The following is a 17,581-nucleotide window of genomic DNA, read 5'->3' as shown; positions in this document are numbered from 1 at the left end:
GGCGCCGAGGGGAGGAACGCGTGGTGCGGTGGTTTTCCGGTTTCTGGCTTGCGCTTTTGTTCTGCCTCTCGGTGGCGCCGCCGGTCCGGGCGGAGGAATATATCCGCGCCTACCATTCTGACATCGAGATCGCCCGGAACGGCGAATTGACGGTTTCCGAAACGATCACCGTCAATGCCGAAGGCCGCAACATCAGGCGCGGCATCTTTCGCGATTTCCCGCTGACCATGGTGGATGCGAACGGCCGCACGGTGCGTGTCGGTTTCGATGTCGTCTCGGTCACGCGGGACGGGCAGCGCGAGCCCTGGCACACCGAAACGGTGACGGGCGGCATCCGCATCTATGCCGGCTCCGAAGACACGCTTCTGAGGAACGGCGAACACACCTATGTCTTCACCTACCGGACCGACCGGCAGATCCGTTATTTCGACGATCACGACGAGCTTTACTGGAACGTCACCGGCAACGGCTGGCTGTTCCGCATCGCCGGGGCTTCGGCGCGGATAACGCTTCCGGCCGGCCGGATCACTCAGACCGCCGCCTATACCGGTCCGCTCGGTTCCACCGCCCGCAACGTGCGCATGCAGGCGAACGGCAACGAGGCGGTCTTTGCAACGACCCGCCCGCTCGGCGAGCAGGAAGGCCTTACCATCGTCGTCGGGTTTCCGAAGGGCATCGTCGCGCCGCCATCCGCCGATCAGGAGCGCTCCTGGTGGTTCCGCGACAATCTCAACCTCTTCCTGGGTTTCGGTGGTCTGATCCTCGTCATCGGCTATTATTTCTTTTTCTGGACCCGTGTCGGGCGTGATCCCGCGCGCGGCGTCATGGTGCCGCGCTGGGACGCCCCGGACGGCATCTCGCCGGCGCTCGTCAACTATATCGAGAACAAGGGATTTTCAGGCGGCGGCTGGACGGCCTTTTCCGCGAGCGCCCTCGATCTCGCGGTGAAAGGCTATGTGAAGCTGGAGGACCTCAAGGAAAAGATCGTCATCCGGCGAACGGACAAGGCCGCGCCCAAAAACCTGCCGATCGGCCAGGCTTCCATCCTCGGCTCGGTCGGCGGACCGGGGCGGAGCCTGGTCATCGACGAGGCTCACGGCACGACGGTGCAATCCGTGGGGGCGAGCTTCCGCAATGCGATCGAGAAGGAGCATCGCGGCCGATATTACAAGGCCAATACGGGTTATGTGGTAGGCGGCGTGGTGCTGAGCGTGCTCGCCGTTCTGGCGCTGATCGTCTTCGGCAATCTCGAGCCGGACATGATCGGCATGCTGATCGTGCCGGCCTTCTTCGCCGTCTTCTTCGGCATCTTTGCGGTCAGCCTCGGCAAGGGCCTGCGCCGCGGCTCCTCGCTCCTCTCCAAGATCGTCTCGATCGTGATCCTCGGTTTCATTGGGCTTGTCGCCTTGTCGATCGGCTCGGCTCTGCTGGTGGCGATCATGTCGGAGATGACCGGCAGCGACCATTGGCCGATGCTGGTGGCGGTGGGCGGCATCGTGCTTGCGAACGTCATCTTCTTCTTCCTGATGGGCGCGCCGACGCCGCTCGGCCGCAAGTTGATGGACGGCATCGAGGGCCTGCGCACCTATCTGACGCTGGCGGAAAAGGACCGGATGAACATGGCGGGCGCGCCGGCCATGTCGCCGCAGCATTTCGAAACGCTGCTGCCCTACGCGGTGGCGCTCGGCGTCGAAAAGCCGTGGAGCCGCGCCTTCGAGACATGGCTCGCGACGGCCGCGGCGGGCGCTGCCGCGGCGTCCTATGCGCCCGGCTGGTACAGCGGCAATTATTCGAACTTCGGCGACCGCATCGGCGGCTTTTCGTCCTCGATGGCCTCCACCATCGCCTCGACCATTCCCGCGCCCAAATCCTCCTCGTCCTCCTCCGGCTTTTCCGGCGGCTCCTCCGGCGGCGGGGGAGGTGGCGGCGGCGGAGGGGGATGGTAAGCTCGATAGGTGTGCCGTGGCTTGGCCGTTGATTTTTGGCGGTGACGATTCGGCATAACGTCACCTCCCCCTTGAGGGGGGAGGTCGCCGCGAAGCGGCGGGTGGGGGTGACCCGATGCGCATCGCAGCAATCACCCCACCCCGAACCTTCCGTTCGACCCTCCCCCTCAAGGGGAGGGTGAGTGTCTGCCTCGACGGCCTGCTCATATCCGATATGCTGATCTTGAGATTGAATTTTGGTCGGGTGAGATGGTCAAGAACAAGGCGTCAAAAATTACCCGCTTCAAGATCGCCAACGCCCGCCGTCTGCGCAAAGGCACAACCGACGCTGAGGCAAAGCTTTGGCATCATCTTTGGCGTATCCCCATCGAAGGTACGCATTTCCGTCGGCAAGTTCCGATAGGCCCGTATTTTGCAGATTTTGCCTGCCATCAAATAGGACTGATCGATTGAACTCGACGGCGGCCAGCACGCCGGGGATGCTGCAAGGCATTATGATGAGAAACGTACTGCTTTTCTCGACAAGCAGGGCTATCACGTCATCCGGTTCTGGAATCACGAAGTTCTGGAAGAACTGGAAGCAGTCCTCGATACGATATTTGCCATTGTGCAAGAGCGATTAACTTTGCTAGCAGAGGCGCACGATTTTCACCCCATACCGGACCTTCGGTCCGACCCTCCCCCTCAAGGGGAGGGTGAGGAAAAGTGACATGCCCGATCTGCTTCTCGAACTCCGCTCGGAGGAAATTCCCGCCCGCATGCAGCGCAAGGCCGCGGGAGATCTCAAAAAGCTCGTCACCGACGCGCTGGTGGAAGCGGGTCTGACCTATGAGGGCGCGCGCGAATATTGGACGCCGCGCCGCCTGACCCTCGATATCCGCGGCCTGACGGCCCGTTCCGCCGATCAGCGCGAGGAGCGCAAGGGCCCGCGCACCGACGCGCCGGAAAAGGCGATCGAAGGTTTCTTGCGTGGCGCAGGTCTCTCGTCGGTGTCGGAAGCCCAGGTTGTCAGCGATCCGAAGAAAGGCGATTTCTACGTCGCCGTCATCTCCAGGCCCGGCCGCCCGGCGGAGGAGATCATCGCCGACGTCATGCCCGGCATCATCCGCAACTTCCCCTGGCCGAAATCGATGCGCTGGGGGGCTGCCTCCATGCCGAAAGGCATGCGTTACGCCGGCATCGAAGGCAAGGGCCCGGAAAGCCTGCGCTGGGTGCGCCCGCTGCAGTCGATCGTCTGCGTCTTCGGTCCGGAGCATGAGGAGACCCAGGTCATCCCGTTCGAAATCGACGGGCTGACGGCAAGCAACGTCACCTATGGCCATCGCTTCCATGCGCCTGAAGCGATCACCGTGCGCCGGTTCGAGGATTACGCATCGAGCCTCGAAAAGGCGAAGGTCATGCTGGATGCAGATCGCCGCAAGGACGTGATCCTGCACGACGCGCGCGACCTCGCCTTCGCGAGCGGCCTCGATCTCATCGAGGACGAGGGCCTCTTGGAGGAGGTCTCCGGCCTCGTCGAGTGGCCGCATGTGCTGATGGGCGAGTTCGAGAAGGAATATCTCGGAATCCCGTCGGAAATCATCCGTCTGACCATCAAGACGAACCAGAAATGTTTCGTCACGCGGCCTCAGGGCGGCGAGGGCCTTTCCAACCGCTTCATCCTGGTCTCGAACATCGAGGCGAAGGACGGCGGCAAGGAGATCGTCCACGGCAACGGCAAGGTGGTGCGTGCGCGCCTTTCGGATGCCAGGCATTTCTGGACCCGCGACCAGGGCGACCTGCCGGACCTCGGCACGCTGGTCGAGTCCGCCAAGAAATTCGACCTCGATCTCAAGAAGCCGCTCGACCAGCGCATGGCGAAGCTCGACGCGCTGAACGTGACGTTCCATGCCAAGCTCGGCACGCAGGGCGAGCGCGTCCGCCGTATCCGCGACCTGGCCCAGCAATTGGCGCCGATCGTCGGTGCCGATCCGACGCTTGTCGATCGCGCCGCCGTGCTGGCGAAGGCCGATCTGCGCACCGAAGCGGTGGGCGAATTCCCCGAACTGCAGGGGTTGATGGGCCGCAAGTACGCGACGTTGCAGGGCGAGAATCCTTCCGTTGCCGCCGCGATCGAGGATCACTACAAGCCGCAGGGCCCGTCCGACCGCGTGCCGGACGACAAGGTTGCGATCACGGTCGCGCTCGCCGACAAGCTCGATACGCTCGTCGGCTTCTGGGCCATCGACGAAAAGCCGACAGGCTCCAAGGATCCGTTCGCGCTCCGCCGCGCTGCATTGGGCGTGGTGCGAATTCTGTTGGAGCGGAAGGTTAGGCTGCCGCTAAAAGAATTTCTTACGCGATCATTCTACCGCTTGCTTGCCGAACTCTATTACGCCGACAAATTCTCCTCTTTGGAGAGAATTGACGAACTGAAAGATCAGGGAGTTCAGGATGATTTCGTCGACGATCTTTCTGCTCGTTTTGGAGGATCGGTAAAAGCACTCGATCCGGAAGATGATTATGCAATCGCAGCTTTCTACCCTGGTTGGGGAGAGGAAAAAGCTGCAGACCTCCTTTCCTTCTTCCACGACCGTCTGAAGGTCTATTTGCGTGACATAGGCGCGCGCTACGATATCATCGATGCGGTGCTCACGCCGGATGTCGATGACCTGTTGCTGGTCGCCCGCCGCGTCGAGGCGCTGACGGCGTTCATCACGTCGGAAGACGGCAAGAACCTGCTCGCCGGCACCAAGCGCGCCGTGCAGCTTCTCGCCGCTGAAGAGAAGAAGGGCACGGTCATCGCGGATGGCGTTTCGGAAGAGCTGTTGACGCTCGACGCCGAAAAGGCGCTCTGGTCTGCCATCACCGCCGCCTCGAAGGAGGCATCCGACGCCATCGCAAAGGAAGACTTTCGCTCGGCCATGGAGGCCCTGTCGAAGCTCCGCGCACCGGTGGACCGGTTCTTTGAGGATGTTCTGGTCAACGACGAGGACGCCGCGATCCGCGCCAACCGCCTGGCGCTCCTGAAGGCCATCCGCGAAGCGACCGGCACGGTCGCCGATTTCTCGAAGATCAGCGGCTGATTCTTGCAAACCGATTGGCAGATGGTTACATATATGTTACCATCTGCCAATGAAGATCACCGAATATCTGGACCGGAAAGGATCGAGCCCGTTCGACGGTGGTTTGCCGATATCGAATCCCGCGCTGCCTCCAAAGTGACGGTCGCTCTGGCTCGCATCGGACAGGGCAATCTCTCGAACGTTAAATCCGTTGGTTCGGGAGTGTCGGAGTACCGGATCGACTACGGGCCGGGTTACCGGATCTACTTTGGCCGGGACGGAGAGCAATTGGTGGTCCTCTTGGCGGGCGGCACGAAGCAACGCCAGCAGAATGATATCGAGACCGCGCAAGCCTATTGGCGGGATTACAAATCCAGGAAAGGAGACTGACATGGCGCTGACACGGGAATTCAAGGAAACGGTCAAGGCTCGCCTGGATCAGGACCCGGCGTTTCGGGCTGCCTTGCTGTCCGATGCCGTGGAACTTCTTCTCGATGGCGATCTCGATACCGGCAAGAGCGTTCTGCGCGATTTCATCAATGCGACCATCGGTTTTGAGGCGTTGGCTGAGAAGGTGGGCATGCCTGCCAAAAGCCTGATGCGCATGTTCGGGCCGAAAGGTAACCCGCGGGCCGACAATCTCTTCAGTGTTATCCGGCAGTTGCAGGAAAGTTCGGGCATCCACCTTGCGGTCGCTGCCGCCTGATTCATCGACAAAACAAAACCGCCGGGCTTGCGCCCGGCGGTTCCTCTGCCCCCCTTGAAGGTTTGGCTCAGCTTGCCCTGCGCATCTTCTGCGCCGCGTGGTGAAGCCCGGTTGCGCCGGCGTCGGCATTCGCAACGCGGAAGCTGCGGATCAGGTTGAGCAGCTCGTCGGTGTCGGAAGCGAGCGCTTCCGCCGAGGCGGTGGTTTCCTCGGCCATGGCGGCATTGTGCTGGGTCGCCGCGTCGAGCTGGTTCAGCGACGAGGAGATCGAGCGCAGCGTCGTGTCCTGTTCGGAAGCCGAATGGGCGATCTTGCCTACAATCTCGCTTGCGGCCTTCACCTGGCTGGAGATGCGCTTCAGCGCCTCGCCTGCTTCGCCCACCAGCCGGACGCCGTTCTGCACCTGGCCGGACGAACGGGAAATCTGGTCCTTGATCTCCTTGGCGGCAGCGGCGGAGCGCTGCGCCAGTTCGCGGACTTCCTGGGCGACGACTGCAAAACCCTTGCCGGATTCGCCGGCGCGGGCAGCCTCGACACCGGCATTCAGCGCCAGCAGGTTGGTCTGGAAGGCGATGTCGTCGATCACGCCGATGATCTTCGAGATTTCTTCCGACGAATGCTCGATGCCGCCCATGGCCTCGATCGCCTGGGCGACGATCTGGTCGGAGCGGTTGGCTTCGGTGCTGACCGAGGTCACGCGCTGGGCGGCCTCATGAGCGCCTTCGGCTGTCTGGCGGACGGCGACCGCCAGTTCGTCGAGCGCGGCGGACGTCTCTTCCAGGTTGGCGGCCTGGCGCTCGGTGCGCTGCGACAGCTCGTTGGAAGCGCGGCGGATTTCCTCTTTCGAGCCGCCGATATCGATGCCCTTGGCATTGACCTTGGCCATGGCCGCTTCGAGATGCGCGAGCGCCTCGTTGAAGTTGTGGCGCAGCGCCTCGTAACGGGGCCCGAGATCGCTGCAGCGGACGGTGAGGTCGCCGGTGGCGAGCGCTTCGAGCGCCTGGCCGATGGTGGAGACGACGCGAGCCTGCTCGGCTGCATCCTGCTGCTGCAGGGAAAGGTTCTGCTGGCGTTCGCGGTCGAGTTCCTGCTGCTGCTTCGCCTCGCGCTCGGCCATGGCATGGCGCTCGCGGATCTTTTCCTGCAGCGCCTGGGTCGCCTTGGCCATCATGCCCACTTCGTTGGACATTTCGGTGTGCGGGATCTCGGTCTTGACGTCCTCGTCCGCGACGGCCTGCAGCGCGTCGTGAACGGCGGCGAGCGGCCGGGTGATGTTGCGGATCACGTAGAAGGCGGCGGCCAGCGCGAAGAGGAAGGCGAGGAAGCCGATGCCGACGACCTGCCAGATGGCAGTGTTGATCTTGGCGTCGAGATCGTCGGTATAGACGCCGGTCGCGACGATGATCTGCCAGGGTTCGAAAGCCCGCGAATAGGCCGCCTTCTCGAAGACCTGGTCGGCGGGCATGCCGGGTTTTTCCCAGTAGTAGAGGGTGATGCCGCCGCCGGCACGGCCCTTGGCGACGAGCTCCTCGCGGAAGAGGTTGCCCATCTTGTCCGGCTGGCCCTTCTGGTTCACGCCGACCAGTTTCGGGTTGTAGTGAAACTGCGTCACGGTGTCGTAGTTCAGGCCGAAAATGTAGCCTGCCGGCTCGTATTTGATGCCGGCAACCGCCGCATAGGCGTATTTCTGGGCATCCTCGTGGCTGAGTTCTCCGGACTTTTCCCGGTCGTAATAGGATTGCAGGATGGAAATGCCGGATTCGACCTGCGTGCGCAGCATGTCGTAGCGCTCTTCATAGATCGCCGCCACCGAGGTGCGGATCTGATAATAGGTCACGGCGGCGAACGCCACCATCAGCACGGCCACCATGCCGAGCAACTGGTGGGAGATCTTGAGATTCTTCATTTTCGACTCACTTTCAGGCAGCCGAAATCTCCCGGAGGGGAGCCGGAGCGGAACGAGGGGGTTTTGGGGAAGGCGCTTCCTGCGCCGGCACGTGCTCACATCGCACTGGTAACGATAGAGTGACGCGCTATACTTGAATAAAAATTTAATTATGCGTGCTTTGGCGGCCGAAACAGACAATAATTTAGGCAAATCTGCCGTGAGGAGGCGAAGATTCACGCATCACGCGAAATTATATTTGCCGAAGCACTTTTTGCTCTGTAAATATTATTATTATCTAATTTAGTAATAACGATAATTGATTGAGTGAAGGCGACGGAGACTGGCTCCGGGTGGTCATCTGCTGACGATCTTAGCCCCGCAGTTTCCTGGAATCGGATATCCGCAGGCTGGCGAGCTGGGGGGCGACGATTGCGATGAACAGTTCGGGATCGCCGAAAGCCCTGGCGGAGAGCATTGCGCCATGAACCGAGGCCATCAGAATCTGGGCCTCCTCTTCCGGCCGCTTGTCCAACCGGAACAGGTCCTGCTCGACGCCGGCTTGCAGCACCGACGTAAGCCATTCCGCGAGGCCGTGGAAATGGGCACGGACGCGTGACGCGACCTCTTCCGGAAGCATCTGCATCTCGCTCGCAAGCATCGCGCAGACGCAGAAAGGCAGCGAGGCATCCCGAATGCACGAATGCCAGTAGTTCATATAGGACTGCAATTGCTCGGCAGGGCTTGAGATTTGTTCGCGCAGAGACTTCAAGCCCGCCTCCGTCTGCTGCCTGTAGCGGCTCACCAGAACCGAGACCAGCTCGGCCTTCGTCGGAAAGTGATGGTGGATGCTCGCCTTCCTGATGCCGATGGCAGCCGAGATGTCGGCATAGCTGAAGCCGTTATAGCCGCCCGCCACAATCAGAGACTGCGCGATGTCGAGGATTTTTTCCGAAGTCGAAGCCGTTGATTTCATGGGGCTGCCTACCTTCTGGTAGGCAGGTTGTCAAGGCTGTTTCTGTACTCCGGTTTCTCACGAAGAGGTGTTCGCGCGTCGCGTTGACTCCAAAATTAGGCTACCTACTAGTAGGGAGGCAACAACAAGGAGCCTGCCGATGCAAAGCCATTCTTTGACCCAGTCCACGTGGCTGCGATCCTATTATTTCATACGCGCCTTATTCTCGATCGCGTGGATTGCCGCCGCCGTTTTCTTCGGGGGGCAACCCCGCACCGCCGCCCTTCTGCTGGCGATCTATCCCGTATGGGACGGCCTCGCCAATCTGGTCGACGCCCGGGTCAACGGCGGCCTGAAGGCCAATCCGTCCCAGGCGTTGAATGTCGTGGTCAGCGTCATCACGACGCTCGCCGTCATCGTCGCGGTCAGCAATAGCACCTACGCCGTTCTGGCGGTGTTCGGGGTTTGGGCGATCCTTTCGGGTCTGCTGCAACTCTACACGGGAGTGAGGCGCTGGCGTGCCTATGGCGCCCAGTGGGTGATGATCCTGAGCGGTGCGCAATCGGCTCTTGCCGGCGGCTTCATGATCAGCCGATCCCTCGGCACCGTTGCGCCGACGATTCTGGATATCGTCCCGTATGCGGGGTTCGGCGCGTTCTACTTCCTGCTTTCCGCAATCTGGCTTGTGGTCGCAAGCTATCGCAAGGCCCATGCGTAGGGCCGCATTGGCCCAATGAGTCCTGACCTTGGATCAGTTGAAGCGAAGCTGGAACGTGTCGAGCGCCAGCGGCTTCTGGATGGCGGATGCCTCGATAATCCCGGTATCCGCCTTGCTGATGGCCTCGACGGCACTGGTGGTGGCTGCGACGTCGATGCCGTCGCCGGAGGCTTCCGCCTCCTCGATCTGCATTTCGGTCGAACCGTTGGTCGTCGGATGAATCTCAGCGACGGCCTTCTCGCCGGCCAGCCATTCGGGCAGCTTGCTGACATAGATCACAGGCGAGCCGCCGAGCCAGGCTTCGGTGCGCGCGAGCTTCTTCTCGCCGTTGATGTCGACGATTTCCATCTTCTGGGTGCCCGGCGCCAGCTCGGGAACCTTGTAGGTGGATTCGTCGGCCTTCGCCTCTGTGACCGGACAGTCGGCGCAACGCTTCTCGACAATGCTGCTGCTGAAGCGCTGGGTGCCTCCCATCTCCATGATGGATGAGGCGAAAGCCGCACTGCTTGCAAACACCAGAACCGTCGTGAGAACGAGACGCATGACCGGAATCCTTCCTTGAGTTCCAAAGAAATAACGCCGCTTCGTTTCGATCCCGTCAGGATAGTCGGTAAATTTTGAATGAATCCGCAGCCGCAGCGTGCTCAGTTCTGCTCGCGTGCGACGGCACGCCAGCCGATATCCCTGCGGCAGAAGCCGTTCTCCCATTCCACCTTGCCGGCGAGCGCGTAGGCGCGATCCTTGGCCTCCGCGACCGTTCGGCCCGTGGCGGTCACGTTGAGCACGCGCCCGCCGGTCGCGACGAGCGAACCGTCTTTCAGGGCCGTGCCAGCGTGAAAGATCTTCTCGCCGGCCGATGTTTCCGGCAGGCGGGCGATCAGCGTGTTCTTCTCGTAGGAGCCCGGATAGCCTTTCGAGGCCATTACGACGGTCAGAGCCGCGTCGTCGCTCCATTCGGCGGCAACGCGATCGAGCGTCCCGGTCGCGGCGGCATGGAGAAGTTCCAGCAGGTCGCTCTTGAGCCGCATCATCAGCGCCTGGCATTCCGGATCGCCGAAGCGGATATTGTATTCGATGAGCTCCGGTCCCTTCGCCGTGATCATCAGTCCGGCGAAGAAGACGCCGGTGAAGGGATAGCCGCTTGCTCCCATGCCGCGGATGGTCGGCTCGATGATCTCCGTCATCGTGCGGGACACCATCTCCGGCGTCATGACGGGGGCCGGGGAATAGGCGCCCATGCCGCCGGTGTTCGGCCCGGTATCGCCGTCGCCGACGCGCTTGTGGTCCTGGGCGGTGGCGAGCGCCAGCGCCGTCTTGCCGTCGGAGAGGCAGAAGAAGCTTGCCTCTTCGCCGTCGAGATAGGCCTCCACCACGACCTCCGCGCCGGCCGAACCGAACGCGCCGTCGAAACAGTCGTCGATCGCCGCCAGCGCCTCGTCGAGCGTCATGGCGACCGTCACGCCCTTGCCGGCGGCAAGCCCGTCCGCCTTGACGACGATCGGTGCGCCCTGTTCCCTGATATAGGATTTCGCCCCGGTTGCATCGGAAAAGCGGCGATAGGCGCCGGTCGGAATGCCGTAGCGGGCGCAGAGATCCTTGGTGAAGCCTTTCGAGCCCTCGAGCTGGGCTGCGGCGGCGGAAGGCCCGAAGACCGCGATGTTTTCGGCGCGAAGGACATCGGCGAGCCCGGCCACAAGCGGTGCTTCCGGCCCGACCACGACGAGATCGATCTGATTTTCGAGGCAGAAGGATGCGACGGCCGGATGATCGTCGATGTCGAGCGCCACGAGATCGGCATGTTCGGCGATGCCGGGATTGCCGGGCGCGGCGTAGAGTTTCGCGAGTTTCGGGGATTGGGCGAGTTTCCAGGCGAGCGCATGCTCGCGTCCGCCCGAACCGATCAAGAGAACCTTCATGCCTCGCCCTCGTTTGCGCCTGAAGAATTGTACTACCGGGCGGTTAAGGGGAGGGGCGGCAAAGGTCAAGGGCCAAGGCCCCGCGATGGCCTCTCATCCCATGGCGGGCACGCCATGATCGATGAGGCCATCACGTAAGCGAACCTATATTTCTTTTCCCCTCCGCATATTGTCGTTCCGGCGGATGTCGAGCGCCGCCTGGAATATCATCCTGTTTCGGTACGCCAGGAAAGGCACCGGTTCGTTTCGCGAGGCTGCGCCGTCCAGTTTTTGGGTGAGATAGCAAATGATGGCTTCGAGCTCTTCATTCGCAACCGTCGTTTCGAATGCCAGAGTCCTGGCTGTCTTGCTAGGCATACATACCTCCTTGCTCGCCGCATCATGCGACTCGGAAAATGTAATTCCGGACGTGGGAACGTGAGAGCGGGCGGCGTCTTTTCCACAGCACCGAGGTTAGCAGATCGTCAAGCCTTTCCCGTTTTGGGACGCCTCCATCCAAATTGTGGACCTTCGGCCCCCTTGGTTGCCTTGCCGAAAACTTCGACTATGGTCGCGCATCCGGTTTCAGAAGAGGACATGCATGGCCGCCGATATCCGTTTTCTTGCCGCTGCGATCGCTGCCGAGATCAATGCCCGCCCGGAACAAGCCGCTGCCGCGATCGGGCTGATCGACGAGGGCGCGACCGTTCCCTTCATCGCGCGCTACCGCAAGGAAGTCACCGGCGGGCTGGACGACACGCAGCTCCGTACCCTTTCGGAACGTCTCGTCTATCTGCGCGAGCTGGAAGCCCGGCGCGTGTCGATCGTCGAATCGATCACCTCGCAGGGCAAGATGACCGACGAACTCTCCGCAAGGATCGCCAGGGCGGCGACAAAGGCGGAGCTGGAAGACCTGTACCTTCCCTACAAGCCGAAGCGCCGCACGCGCGCCGAGATCGCCCGCGAGCGCGGCCTGGGGCCGCTCGCCGAAGCGATCTGGGCCGACCGCGCCGCCGATCCCGCGAAGCTTGCCGAAGCCTATGTCGCAGGCGAGGTGACGGACGTTAAGACGGCGCTCGACGGCGCGCGCGATATCGTCGCCGAGACGATCTCGGAAAATGCCGACCTGCTCGGCCGGCTGCGCCAGCACATGCGCGACGGCGCGCTGCTGAAGGCCAGGGTGGTCGACGGCAAGCAGGAGCAGGGCGCCAAGTTCGCCGACTATTTCGACCATTCGGAACGATGGGCGACGGCCCCCGGCCATCGCGCGCTCGCCATGCTGCGCGGCTGGAACGAGGAAGTGCTGACGCTGACGATCGAGGTCGACGCCGACGATCCGTCGCCCGTCAAGCCGGCGCAGCGCATCATCGCCGCCGCCTTCGACATCCGCGATAGAGGTGCGGCCGATCGCTGGTTGATGGACGTCGCCGGCTGGACATGGCGCGTCAAGCTCTCCGTATCCCTGTCGCTCGACCTGATGCGGGAGCTTCGCGAACGGGCGGAGGAGGAGGCGATCCACGTCTTCGCCCGCAATCTGAAGGACCTGCTCCTGGCCGCCCCAGCCGGCTCGCGGGCCACGATGGGCCTTGATCCGGGCATCCGGACCGGCGTGAAGGTCGCAGTGGTCGACGGCACCGGCAAGCTGCTCGAGACCACGACCGTCTACCCGTTCCCGCCGAAGAACGACATCCGCGGCACCCAGGCGGAACTCGCGTCGCTGATCCGCAAGCACAATGTCGAGCTGATCGCGATCGGCAACGGCACCGGCAGCCGCGAGACGGAAAAGCTGGTGGCCGACATGCTGGCAAGCCTGCCGGCGTCCCCCTCGGGAACCAAGCCGACCAAGGTCATCGTCTCGGAAGCGGGCGCCTCCGTCTATTCCGCATCCGAGACCGCGGCTGCGGAATTCCCTGGGCTCGACGTATCGCTGCGCGGCGCCGTCTCCATCGCCCGCCGGCTGCAGGATCCGCTGGCGGAGCTCGTCAAGATCGAGCCGAAATCGATCGGCGTCGGCCAGTATCAGCACGACGTCGACCAGGGGAAACTCTCCCGCTCGCTCGATGCGGTGGTCGAGGACGCCGTGAACGCGGTGGGCGTCGATCTCAATACGGCATCTGCGCCGCTGCTCGCCCGCGTCTCGGGCCTCAGCCGCTCGATCGCCGAGGCGATCGTCGTTCATCGCGATGAGAACGGTCCGTTCGAAAGCCGCAAGGAGCTACTGAAGGTCGCCCGCCTCGGCAACCGCACCTTCGAGCAGGCCGCCGGCTTCCTGCGCATTCCGAACGGCAAGGAACCGCTCGATTCCTCGGCCGTCCATCCCGAAGCCTACGGGGTCGCCAAGAAGATCGTTGCCGCCTGCGGCCGCGATCTGCGTGCGCTGATGGGCGACAGCGCCACGCTGAAGGCTCTCGATCCGCGCAGGTTCATCGACGAGCAATTCGGTCTGCCGACGGTGAAGGACATCATCGCGGAGCTCGAAAAGCCCGGCCGCGACCCGCGCCCGAGCTTCAAGACCGCGACTTTCGCCGAGGGCGTCAACGAGATCGAGGACCTGAAGCCCGGCATGGTGCTGGAAGGCACGGTGACGAATGTCGCGGCCTTCGGCGCCTTCGTGGATATCGGCGTGCATCAGGACGGCCTCGTGCACGTCTCCCAGCTCGCCGACCGGTTCGTCAAGGATCCGCACGAGGTGGTGAAGGCCGGCGATGTGGTGAAAGTCCGCGTCGTGGAAGTCGATGTGAGGCGCAAGCGAATCGGGCTCTCCATGCGCAAGGATGGCGGCGAACCGGTGCCCACACCGCGCGGCGGCGACCGCGGCAAGCCCGCGAATCCGAAGTTCATGAAGACGGAAAAACCGTCTTCGCAGGGCGCATTCGGCGCGGCACTCGCGGAAGCGTTGAAACGGAAGTAAAAACCTCCGGCCTGTCCCGTAAAAATCAATCAGGAGCTGCAGTCGTCAAACATATTTGACGGCTGGATTTTTTGTGTCATTTTTGTGGCGCCGATGTGCTTGCATGTTGTGCGGAATGTACTATTTCTTTGCAATTGATAAGGCAGCCTTAGCATTCCAGGAGGTGCGTCCATGGCCTCGTCCCTTCACAATCTCCTCAACAAAATCATCAAGACCGGTACCCTGACTGTTCGCGGCTCGGGTGGCGAGCAGCGTTACGGCGGCGGCGGGGGGAGGACGGTGACCATCCGGTTCACCGACGAGGCCGCCGAGCGGGAACTGGTCAACGATCCGCAATTGAAGCTCGGCGAGCTTTACATGGAGGGTCGGCTGCTGGTCGAGCAGGGCGACATTTACGACCTTCTCGCGCTCGTCAAGGACAACACCCTGGCCCAGGGGCTGAGCTTCGGCATGATCTGGCGCGGCATCGCCCGCATCATCGTGTCCCAGTTCCGCAATCGCGTGCCGATCAACCACAACCGGCGCAACGTCGCCCATCATTACGACCTGGATGAAAAGCTGTTCTCGCTCTTCCTCGACGAGGACTGGCAGTATTCCTGCGCCTATTTCAATCCTCCCGGCATTTCGCTCGACGAGGCGCAGCTTGCCAAGAAGCGCCATATCGTCGCCAAGCTTCTGGCCGAGCCCGGCCAGAAGGCGCTGGAGATCGGCTCCGGCTGGGGCGGCATGGCCATGTATCTCGCCGAATCCTCCGGCGTCGATGTCACGGGCATCACGCTGTCGACGGAACAGCTCAAGATTTCCCGGGAACGCGCGGCCAAGCGCGGGCTTGCCAACAGCGTCCGCTTCGAGCTGCAGGACTATTACTACCTGCCGGCCGACAAGAGCTACGACCGTATCGTCTCCGTCGGCATGTTCGAGCATGTCGGCCGGCTGAACTACCGCAAGTTCTTCAACAAGGTGAACGACGTGCTGGCCGATGACGGCGTCATGCTGCTGCATTCGATCGGCCAGCCCTATCCGGCGATCATCAACAATCCCTGGATCGAGAAATACATCTTCCCGGGCGGCTATATCCCGTCGATCGCCGAAGTGATGCCGGCCGTGGAAAAGGCAGGCCTTCTGGTCTCCGACATCGAGATCCTGCCGATGCATTACGCCTATACGCTGCGCCACTGGCGTCAGCGCTTCATGGCGAACAAGGAGAAGGCGGCCGCCATCTACGACGAGCGTTTCGTGCGCATGTGGGAATTCTATCTCGCGGGCTCCGAAATGGCCTTCACGCACGAGAAGTTCTTCATCTTCCAGATGCAGATCGTCAAGAAGCGCACCGCCGTTCCGGACAACCGCAACTATATCTACGAGCGCGAAGCCGAACTGAAGGCCTTCGAGCAGCGCCGCGTGCCGCTCGACAAGATCGCGGTGTGAGCACTCGAACCGCAGGACTTCGGGCCTCACCCTGACCTCCCCGCTTGCGGTAGGTATGTTCGTATGCTGAGGCTTCTGTGGATTGCTGGGAGGCGGCGCGCTTCCCTTCTCCCCGGCGGGGAGAAGGTGGTCCGAAGGACCGGATGGGGGGGGGCGAAGCCACCATCCGGCAATACGCCTGCCGCATGTGCACCCCCCTTCATCGCCTCGCTTTGCTCTGCACTTCTCCCGGCTGGGGAGAATGAACCGCAGGACGCAGCCGGATGAGGGCAGGGGCCGCGGCGGGTCCCGCTTGACCGGCCGCTTTGCCGGGCGCTAGAACCTCGCCATGACGAACGCCGACGATTTCAGCGGCCGCGTGGCCGACGCACCCTCGGACAATTGGGTCTACCGCGTCCTGCCGCGGCCGGCCTGGCCCTATGCGCAGCTTGCGCGCTGGGACCGGCCGATCGGCTGGCAGCTCCTGATGTGGCCCTGCTTCTGGTCGGCGGCGCTGGCGGCCAATGCCGCTCAGGACGAAGGGATATTTTCCTTCGGCCTTCTGCTCTTCCACCTCGTTCTCTTCTTCATCGGCTCGGTCGCCATGCGCGGCGCCGGCTGCACCTATAACGACCTTGTCGATCACGGCATCGACATGGAGGTGGCGCGCACCCGTTCGCGTCCCCTGCCGTCCGGCCGCGTGTCCCGATTCGAGGCGAAGGTGTTCATCGCCGTTCAGGCGCTGGTCGGCCTGCTTGTGCTGATTCAATTCAATGCCTCTTCGATCCTCCTCGGCATCCTGTCGCTGGCGGTCGTGGCGATCTATCCCTTCGCCAAGCGCTTTACCGATTGGCCGCAGTTCTTTCTGGGACTTGCTTTTTCCTGGGGCGCGCTGATGGGCTGGGCCGGTGTGTTCGGCAGCCTGTCCTGGGCGGCACTGTGGCTTTATCTTGCCGCCATCGCCTGGACGATCGGCTACGACACCATCTACGCGCATCAGGATAAGGAAGACGACGAGCTGATCGGCGTGCGCTCGACGGCGCGTCTTTTCGGCGAGAACACCAAGGCCTGGCTTGTCGGCCTCTACGGCCTGGCGCTTCTGTTCCTGCTCTTCGCCTTCGCGGCGGCGGGCGTCGGGTTCCTGGCCTATCTCGGCCTTTTCGCGGCCGCCCTCATGTTCGCCTGGCAGGTGCTGATCCTCGACATCGACAACGCCGACCAGTGCCTGAGGCTCTTCAAGTCCAACAACCGCGTGGGCGCGATCCTGTTCATCGGCCTCGTTCTGTCGCTGGCCGTCTAAAAGGAAAAGCCCGACCGGACCGGTCGGGCTTCCTCCCCTGACGCGTGCATTGTGGGCAAAGGGACAAGCAAAGCCCTACAGCATCGGCCCGAAAATCGGAATCGATTTTCGGTAAGCACGATGCGGTAGATTCAATAAGTTGGAGCGTCCTTTGTGCGTCCGTTCGGACGCACGGCGCTCTAGCTGCGCGCGATAATCTCCTTGCCTTCGATCTTCATCGAGACACCCAGGCTGCCGGTCGTGCGGCGGACCAGGAAGCGGGGTCGGCGGGCGGCGAAATAGGAATGGCGGCGGCGCGGCTGGGCGCCGTTGGCGCGCACGTCCCCGATATGGTTTTCGAGCGGACGGGCAATCCCGTCGGCTTCCACCATCAGCATGGGGATGCGGAAGGCCTCCGACCAGCTCCGCCAGTCCGCGGCAATGTCGCAGAGGTCGTGGGCGACCAGAAGCGGAATGCAGAGATCGGGATCTTCATGATGGAGTTCCAGCGTGACGGTCACTTCGCCGTCGCCATGATCGATGGCACGGGCGGCGACGCCCTTGAAGGCGCGGGCCGGGAGAGCGAAGGAGAGCGGCAGGCCGCTAGCGGGAAGAACCTTGCGCAGCACGGCGCCGCGCTCGTCGATGGTGATGGTGACATCTCCTGATGTCTCGCGCAGCGCATAGGTAACCTGCTGCGGGAAACGAGACGGATCGAGCCTCAATGTCGACCCTGCCCAAACGGGCTTCAGAACGGTATTGGTCATCGGTATGCTACCCTTGTTTTACCTGAGAGCCGTTGACGGTTTCTCTGCGGGACTTTTGTCCTCTGGCG

At 62.5% G+C, this 17,581-nt stretch carries 15 protein-coding genes and 1 pseudogene; 10 read left to right on the top strand and 6 right to left on the bottom strand.

Annotation, left to right across the window (positions count from 1 at the left end; translation table 11 throughout):
- Positions 1-20: 20 nt before the first annotated feature.
- The 6 genes and pseudogenes from QTA58_RS04030 (at position 21) to QTA58_RS04005 (ending at position 5,696) form a co-directional block, all read left to right on the top strand.
- Positions 21-1,946, top strand: coding sequence for a DUF2207 domain-containing protein (locus tag QTA58_RS04030; RefSeq protein WP_289671813.1), 1,926 nt, complete (start codon positions 21-23; stop codon positions 1,944-1,946).
- 249 nt (positions 1,947-2,195) lie between these two features.
- Positions 2,196-2,399 (top strand): DUF559 domain-containing protein, encoded by a 204-nt coding sequence (locus QTA58_RS04025; protein WP_289671812.1) that lies wholly within the window; start codon positions 2,196-2,198, stop codon positions 2,397-2,399.
- On the top strand, positions 2,395-2,655 hold the full coding sequence (locus tag QTA58_RS04020; protein WP_289673007.1) for a DUF559 domain-containing protein: 261 nt from the start codon (positions 2,395-2,397) through the stop codon (positions 2,653-2,655). Before QTA58_RS04025 ends, QTA58_RS04020 begins: the two co-directional genes overlap by 5 nt.
- A gap of 1 nt (position 2,656) precedes the next feature.
- Positions 2,657-5,011, top strand: coding sequence for a glycine--tRNA ligase subunit beta (gene glyS, locus QTA58_RS04015; RefSeq protein WP_289671811.1), 2,355 nt, complete (start codon positions 2,657-2,659; stop codon positions 5,009-5,011).
- Positions 5,012-5,060: 49 nt separating this feature from the next.
- Positions 5,061-5,380: pseudogene (locus QTA58_RS04010) on the top strand (type II toxin-antitoxin system RelE/ParE family toxin).
- Between the two features lies 1 nt (position 5,381).
- Positions 5,382-5,696: a transcriptional regulator gene (locus QTA58_RS04005; RefSeq protein WP_289671809.1), complete on the top strand. Its 315-nt coding sequence runs from the start codon at positions 5,382-5,384 to the stop codon at positions 5,694-5,696.
- 67 nt (positions 5,697-5,763) lie between these two features.
- On the opposite strand, the gene QTA58_RS04000 is transcribed toward QTA58_RS04005, so the two are convergent.
- Positions 5,764-7,602 (bottom strand): methyl-accepting chemotaxis protein, encoded by a 1,839-nt coding sequence (locus QTA58_RS04000; protein WP_289671808.1) that lies wholly within the window; start codon positions 7,600-7,602, stop codon positions 5,764-5,766.
- Positions 7,603-7,954: 352 nt separating this feature from the next.
- Positions 7,955-8,557: a TetR/AcrR family transcriptional regulator gene (locus QTA58_RS03995; RefSeq protein WP_289671807.1), complete on the bottom strand. Its 603-nt coding sequence runs from the start codon at positions 8,555-8,557 to the stop codon at positions 7,955-7,957.
- A gap of 139 nt (positions 8,558-8,696) precedes the next feature.
- Between QTA58_RS03995 and QTA58_RS03990 the strand changes: the two genes are divergently transcribed.
- Complete coding sequence (locus QTA58_RS03990; RefSeq protein ID WP_289671806.1) at positions 8,697-9,254, top strand: DUF308 domain-containing protein; 558 nt, start codon at positions 8,697-8,699, stop codon at positions 9,252-9,254.
- 33 nt (positions 9,255-9,287) lie between these two features.
- Here QTA58_RS03990 and QTA58_RS03985 read toward each other — a convergent pair whose 3' ends face one another.
- From QTA58_RS03985 to QTA58_RS03975, 3 genes are all read right to left on the bottom strand, one after another.
- Positions 9,288-9,797 (bottom strand): plant virulence effector HPE1-like domain-containing protein, encoded by a 510-nt coding sequence (locus tag QTA58_RS03985; RefSeq protein ID WP_289671805.1) that lies wholly within the window; start codon positions 9,795-9,797, stop codon positions 9,288-9,290.
- A 101-nt stretch (positions 9,798-9,898) separates the two neighbouring features.
- Complete coding sequence (gene purD / locus QTA58_RS03980) at positions 9,899-11,170, bottom strand: phosphoribosylamine--glycine ligase (RefSeq protein ID WP_289671804.1); 1,272 nt, start codon at positions 11,168-11,170, stop codon at positions 9,899-9,901.
- Between the two features lie 144 nt (positions 11,171-11,314).
- Positions 11,315-11,527 (bottom strand): hypothetical protein, encoded by a 213-nt coding sequence (locus QTA58_RS03975; protein WP_085422502.1) that lies wholly within the window; start codon positions 11,525-11,527, stop codon positions 11,315-11,317.
- 223 nt (positions 11,528-11,750) lie between these two features.
- Here QTA58_RS03975 and QTA58_RS03970 point away from each other — a divergent pair, with 223 nt between their 5' ends.
- From QTA58_RS03970 to ubiA, 3 genes are all read left to right on the top strand, one after another.
- A complete protein-coding gene (locus QTA58_RS03970) occupies positions 11,751-14,060 on the top strand; it encodes a Tex family protein (protein ID WP_289671803.1) in 2,310 nt (769 codons plus the stop codon).
- 171 nt (positions 14,061-14,231) lie between these two features.
- A complete protein-coding gene (locus tag QTA58_RS03965) occupies positions 14,232-15,488 on the top strand; it encodes a cyclopropane-fatty-acyl-phospholipid synthase family protein (RefSeq protein ID WP_085422504.1) in 1,257 nt (418 codons plus the stop codon).
- A gap of 328 nt (positions 15,489-15,816) precedes the next feature.
- Positions 15,817-16,767, top strand: coding sequence for a 4-hydroxybenzoate octaprenyltransferase (gene ubiA / locus QTA58_RS03960; protein ID WP_289671801.1), 951 nt, complete (start codon positions 15,817-15,819; stop codon positions 16,765-16,767).
- A gap of 179 nt (positions 16,768-16,946) precedes the next feature.
- On the opposite strand, the gene QTA58_RS03955 is transcribed toward ubiA, so the two are convergent.
- Complete coding sequence (locus QTA58_RS03955; protein WP_085422506.1) at positions 16,947-17,513, bottom strand: DUF6101 family protein; 567 nt, start codon at positions 17,511-17,513, stop codon at positions 16,947-16,949.
- Positions 17,514-17,581 lie beyond the last annotated feature (68 nt).

This window comes from Neorhizobium sp. CSC1952, assembly GCF_030378245.1.
In the GTDB taxonomy this organism is placed as follows: domain Bacteria; phylum Pseudomonadota; class Alphaproteobacteria; order Rhizobiales; family Rhizobiaceae; genus Neorhizobium; species Neorhizobium oryzae_A.
This window is presented reverse-complemented; position numbering and strand designations above follow the sequence as displayed.